6 protein-coding genes are annotated in these 5,870 nt (G+C 47.9%); 3 read left to right on the forward strand and 3 right to left on the reverse strand.

The window, feature by feature from the left end:
* The 3 genes from Q0236_RS11935 to Q0236_RS11945 all read right to left on the reverse strand — a co-directional run.
* Positions 1-1,018 (reverse strand): DUF3137 domain-containing protein (locus tag Q0236_RS11935; RefSeq protein ID WP_297918334.1); only part of this gene is annotated, 1,018 nt, incomplete at its 3' end.
* A gap of 384 nt (positions 1,019-1,402) precedes the next feature.
* The gene (locus tag Q0236_RS11940) at positions 1,403-1,963 is read right to left on the reverse strand and encodes a Fe-S-containing hydro-lyase (protein ID WP_297918337.1); all 561 of its coding nucleotides are present in this window, start codon (positions 1,961-1,963) and stop codon (positions 1,403-1,405) included.
* A gap of 10 nt (positions 1,964-1,973) precedes the next feature.
* Positions 1,974-2,819, reverse strand: coding sequence for a fumarate hydratase (locus Q0236_RS11945; protein WP_297918340.1), 846 nt, complete (start codon positions 2,817-2,819; stop codon positions 1,974-1,976).
* A 199-nt stretch (positions 2,820-3,018) separates the two neighbouring features.
* Between Q0236_RS11945 and Q0236_RS11950 the strand changes: the two genes are divergently transcribed.
* The 3 genes from Q0236_RS11950 to Q0236_RS11960 all read left to right on the forward strand — a co-directional run bounded on the left by Q0236_RS11950 (position 3,019) and on the right by Q0236_RS11960 (position 5,674).
* Positions 3,019-3,576, forward strand: a complete 558-nt coding sequence (locus tag Q0236_RS11950; RefSeq protein ID WP_297918343.1) for a NapC/NirT family cytochrome c — start codon at positions 3,019-3,021, stop codon at positions 3,574-3,576.
* A 10-nt stretch (positions 3,577-3,586) separates the two neighbouring features.
* Positions 3,587-4,990 carry a multiheme c-type cytochrome gene (locus tag Q0236_RS11955; RefSeq protein WP_297918346.1) on the forward strand — a complete coding sequence of 468 codons (1,404 nt, stop codon included), beginning with the start codon at positions 3,587-3,589 and terminating at the stop codon, positions 4,988-4,990.
* A gap of 267 nt (positions 4,991-5,257) precedes the next feature.
* Positions 5,258-5,674: a hypothetical protein gene (locus tag Q0236_RS11960; protein ID WP_297918349.1), complete on the forward strand. Its 417-nt coding sequence runs from the start codon at positions 5,258-5,260 to the stop codon at positions 5,672-5,674.
* Positions 5,675-5,870: the final 196 nt, after the last annotated feature.

The following is a 5,870-nucleotide window of genomic DNA, read 5'->3' on the forward strand; positions in this document are numbered from 1 at the left end:
TTCTTTCGTTTAGTTTTAGGTTTTTTACGATCGCTAAAAAGTGCGAAAGCTCGCGCTTGAGCTGCGCGGCAGGGTCGCGGCGTAGCACGCTTTCGTCGATGTCGGGCTCGAAATTATCGCGCCCCGTATTTACGAAAATGTAAATTTTGCTATCTGCGAAGCTAAGGCTAACGGGCGCGGCTACGGCACCTGCGAAGCGCAAGAGCCTCCGCATAAAGGCGGGCGTTAGAATATACATCGCGCCCGCCGCGTCCTCGCAATACACGGCGAAGGTAGCGTTAAACTCCGCATCGTCCATATCTATCTTTTTTAGCCCGAGGGTGTTCGGCGCGCCGGCGCGAGCGGGAAAAATCAGGGTTTTGGCACTTATGCGTTTGTTAAATTCCGCGTAGAAAAAGGTGCCGAGGATTTCGCTTTCCGAAAATCTATTAAATAAACTTACGTCACAAAATGCGAACTTCACGCCGTCATAAACGCCCGAGACCCTGTCGTTGCCGCCTTTGAATTTATCTAGTCGAAAAAAGAGCCCCGAGAGCTTAAGCTTGGCGGGATCGATACTGCCTCCAATATCGTATCGATAGCCGAACGCCTTGAAATAAGGCATTAGATAATGCTCTTTAAAGGCGCACTGAAATTTTACCGAATAATCTTGTTTAAAGCCTCTAAACAATACGAATAAGCTCGAAGCAGCCAAGATTAAAGTTATAATCGCGAGTAAGATATATTTGGAAATCATGGGGCGATTTTGTAAATCGTTTAGAAATAGGCTCATAGCAAAAAGGCAGGCAGCGTAGATTATCTTAGCTTTTATGGAGCTTTTATCGCACAAAACGGCTACTATAAGAACAACCGCGAATAATCCGATAAGAGACAACAAATCTACCATCTCTCCTCCGTCGCGTAGCTTGTATAACAAAAACGCGCCGTAAAATAGCATGCACGCCGCCGCTAAGATCATATTTCTTTTCGCCTTATACAAAAGCTCCAGCCTGATCTGCTCCAGCTCGCTTGCGCTCATTTTGCTCCTTTTAAATTTGAGATGGATTATGACGCTTGCGGGCTTTAAATTTGCTTACGAACGACGCCGAAATTTTAAAATTTCGGTTTGGATAAATTTGCGATTAAATTTTAACGGCGGATTGTTTAAATGGAGCGAAGACGGGATTGCGGTATAAATTTAAGCGGCGCGAAATTCTAAAAATTCCATGCCGCAAATGGAGACAAAATTTTACGAACACGATTTAAATTTCGCTATAAAATTTCACTGCGCCACGCCGTAAAATTTCGCAAAATAGACGCCGTAGTTTATGCCTCGAAATTTACGGGCACCCGTGAGCGAACGTAGATAAATTTACGGACGCCCGTGCCGCAAAAAGCACAGCGCGGACACCGCTAGCAAAATTTAGATTTTTCCATAGGGCGCCTGACCTACTTCGTAGAAGTTATTGCCCTCGCTGTCGATCGCTACGATAGCGGGGAAATCCTCGACGGTAAGTCGCGCGACCGCCTCGGGGCCGAGCTCGGGATAGGCTAGCACTTCGTATTTTTTGATACTTTGGCTAATCAGCGCGCCCGCACCGCCGATGGCGACCATATAGACGCAACCAGATTTTTTCATCGCTTCGACGACGGCGTCGCTGCGGTAGCCCTTGCCGATCATGCCGTTGATGCCTACTTCGTTTATCATCGTAGGAGTATATTTATCCATGCGTCCGCTAGTCGTAGGTCCCGCAGCACCGATAGCCTGGCCCGGTTTGGCAGGGGTTGGTCCCAGATAATATATCGTCTCGCCGGCTAAGTTTACGGGTAGCTTCTCGCCGCGAGCGAGGGTTTCGGTTAGAGCCTTGTGCGCGGCATCGCGAGCTGCGATGATGGTGCCGCTGATTAGGACATTATCGCCCGCCTTTAGGCTTTTTACTACGCTTTTATCGAAAGGTGCGGTAATTCTTTTAACTTCTGACATAATTTCCTCCTTATAGTTCGGCGTCGGCATGGCGAGCCGCGTGGCAGTTGATATTAACGGCGACCGGAAGCCCTGCTATGTGGGTCGGATACCACTCTACATTTACCTTAACGGCGGTATTTATGCCGCCCAAACCCTGCGGACCGACGCCCGTAGCGCGTGCCATCTCCAATAATTCATCCTCTAGCTTGGCGTAGCGCTCGTCGGGATTTCTGCTGTCGATCGAGCGAACCGCGGCTTGCTTGGCTAAAAGCGCCGCCTTATCCATCGTGCCGCCGATACCGACGCCTACGACCATAGGAGGGCAAGCGTTAGGGCCTGCGTATTTGACCGCCTCTAAAAATACCTTTTTTACCCCCTCGATGCCGTCTGCGGGGACGAGCATTTTTAGCACAGATTTGTTTTCGCTGCCAAAGCCCTTCGGAGCTACTTTGATCTTAAGCTTGTCGCCGGGGATGATGCGGGTATTGATGACCGTAGGGGTATTGTTCGTGGTGTTTTTTCGTTCAAAAAGCGGCTCTGCGACCACGGATTTGCGTAGATAGCCACCTACGTAGCCGTCCGCAACACCTGCGTTGATAGCATCCTCCAGATATCCGCCCTCGATATGCACGTCCTGACCGAGTTCGACAAAAACCACCGTCATACCGGTATCTTGGCAGATCGGCGCGACCTCTTTCGCCGCCAAATCGGCATTTTGCAAAAGCTTGCCCAAGATATCCTTGCCGATAGACGAAGTCTCGTTCTCGCGCGCCTTCTCAAACGCCGCGCGCATGTCGGGCGTAACGTGATAACAGGCTTTTTTGCAAAGCTCGCTGACTACTTTTGTAATCTCAGCCGCTTGGATCGTTTTCATTATCTCTCCTTGTATTGAAATTTTAATGGATTATATTCCGTTAAACTAAAAACTTAGTTTAAAATTTTATCTTCATTTAATAAATTTTAACAAAAGGCTAGAAAATAAGCGGTTTTTAATCTTTTTATAATAAAATACCACTTTTCGAATTATCAAATACTAAAAATTTTGCGAAGAAATTTTAAAATCAAGGAAACCTATGAAAAAGAAAACTCTTGTGCTGCTCGTGGGCGCTTGTGTGCTTATAGGAATGATACTTTCTCTTGGGATTGCGGAGATGGTTCACCTTACGGGCACCGATAAATTCTGCGTATCCTGTCACACGATGCAGCCGATGGCAAACGCATTTCACAACGATGTTCACGGCGGCAATAACCCGCAAGGCTTCAAGGCCGATTGCGTCGCCTGTCACGTCTCTCATGAAAATACCTTTATGTATCTTTGGACCAAAGCTCTAACCTCCGCAAATGATGTCTATAAGACGGTCTTTACCGATGCCGATAAGATCGACTGGCAAGACAAGCGCAAGGAACGAAATCATTTCGTCTATGAGAGTGGCTGCCTAAGCTGCCACCGAAATTTAAAGGAGCAAAACAACCAGGTAGATAAAGCCTGGCTCGCGCATAGGGATTATTTCGCGGGCACTACCGGCAAAACCTGCGTGCAGTGCCACGAAAACGTCGGTCACAAAAATATGGGTATAGAGATCACCAAATATTGGGATAAATACAACCTAGAAAATAACAAAACCAAGTAAAGGAGAAGCAATGCTAAAAAAAGTCGCTATTTTAATAGCCTGTATCGCAACATTTGCATTTGCCCAAGCGCCGAGCGCCGAGCACGGCGCGATGGCAGCCATGGATGCAAATTTAAGCAACGCCGTAAATATTAATTTAACGGGAAATTTAAAGGTAAATAGGCAGCTTACGCCGCTAGCTAGACGCTGCGTCGAGTGCCATGCCGAAAAAACTCCGGGCGTCGTTGCGGATTGGAAGATGAGCCGCCACGCTCACGTAGGCGTTAGCTGTACCGACTGCCACTCGCAGCCAGCAGATAGCCCTATGGCAGCTAAAGAGCCGCATCCGAAAGACACAGACAATCATATTTCGGTGCTAGTTAGCCCTAAAACCTGTGCCAAATGCCACAGTAACGAGGTTAAAGAGTTTGAAAACAGCGGTCACGCAAGAGGCGCTATGCAGATGCAAGCCAACAAAGGAATGGTTGATCTAATGTATCACTACGAAGGACGTGATATCCCTGATCTTAAACACGCGCCTGATATTACCGGCTGCTCTCAATGCCACGGTAGCGTCATTAAAATGGATGAGCATAACAAGCCTACCAAAGAGACCTGGCCCGTTTACGGCATCGGTACGGTTTATCCGGACGGTAGCGTAGGCGGATGCAAATCATGCCACTCGAGTCATAAATTTTCGATTGCTGAAGCTCGTAAGCCTGCTGCTTGCGCATCTTGCCACTTAGGACCTGATCATCCGGATATCGAAATTTACAACAACTCAATGCACGGACACGTATTTAACGCCGAAGGCAATGAATGGAAATTTGACAGCGCTCCTGGTACTTGGGCAGTTCCTGACTACCGCGCCCCTACATGCGCGACCTGCCATATTAGCGGCGGTGTGGGCGATCTAAACTCCACTCACAATGTATCTCAACGCTTGAAGTGGAATTTGTGGCAGCCTAAGAGCAATCTACGCACCGGCGGTAATGAGACCGCGGTAAGCGAGTTTTTAAATACCGGCAAGTTAAACGTCGGCAATCCTTTGGCGGGTAACCTAAACGGTCCTGAGGCAGCGCGTGCGGAGATGAAGCAAGTCTGCAAAGAGTGCCACGCAAGCACCCACACGAATAATTTCTTTGAGGTGGGCGATAAACAGGTACTTCTATATAACGTTTACAACGACGAAGCGACTAAGATGCTAAAAGAGCTTAAGGAAAAGAAACTCCTAAAAGACGATCCTTGGGCGGATGCGTTTCAGCGAATCTATTATGTTTCATGGCACCACGAGGGTCGCAGAATGCGCCAGGGCGCGCTAATGGGCGGACCTGATTATTCGCATTGGCACGGCGTATTCGAGGTCAAAAACGACATTAGAGAGATGCGCGAAATCTACGAGCGCCGCATCAAAACCGGCAAGATCGAGGAATAATCCCTCTTAGTCTGCTAAATTTTGCCGGACTAAACAGATCAAGCTTGTAAGCCCCTGCACTTCGCGGGGGCTTTTTTATTTGCATAAAATTTTGGAATTTTATTTTGCAATCCGCAAAGCCCATCGAAAATCGCGCCTAAAAACCACTGTCTAATTATTTAAGATCATTGAGAATTTATGACGGAAATGGCTGATAAATTAGAGTAAATTTATCTCTTTGCAATCCAAAATTAGCTACAATCGCGCATATCATTTAAAAGGAATTTTATGGACAAGCAAACGGCATTAGACTTTTTGAGACTTCATCAGCCGATGCCTGCGCAGCTTTCGGATCAGCTCGCGGCAGAGTTTCGCGCGGTACGGGAGTTTTTGCGTGATAATCCCTGCGACGAGGCGCTTGAGCCGCTTTTGCGCTCGCTAAACGAGGGCGACGGCGCAGGTGAATATCCGCTCGTGGACGAGGTATTGGGCGCGGCGGACGATGCTGCTGCGGTAGCTGCGCTTAGAGCGGTCTTAGAAGATCCGAGCACGGGCAGCGGAGCGCGATTTTGGGCGACGCTTTTTAGCGTGAGCTTCGTCCGTAAGGAGCTCATCGCAAGCCTGGAGACATCGCTTAAATATGCAAACGATGATTTGATCGAGCTTACGAAGGAGCAGATCGAAATGTTTAAGCAGCTGACGTAAAGCTAGCTGCGTAACTTATAGTTGCGCCTTGCTCACCAGATTGCGCTGCTACAAAGCAAATCCAAATTTATAAAAATCGGCTTAATCGAAGGCTGCTTTTAAATTTTAAAATTTTGCGGTCGCTTAAAATTTTTAGAGGCGGCGATTATGCAAGAGCCGCGCTTTATTTTCTATGCGCTGTGGTAGGCGCCGTGTG

The sequence above is a fragment of the uncultured Campylobacter sp. genome (assembly GCF_938031315.1).
Lineage (GTDB): Bacteria > Campylobacterota > Campylobacteria > Campylobacterales > Campylobacteraceae > Campylobacter_B.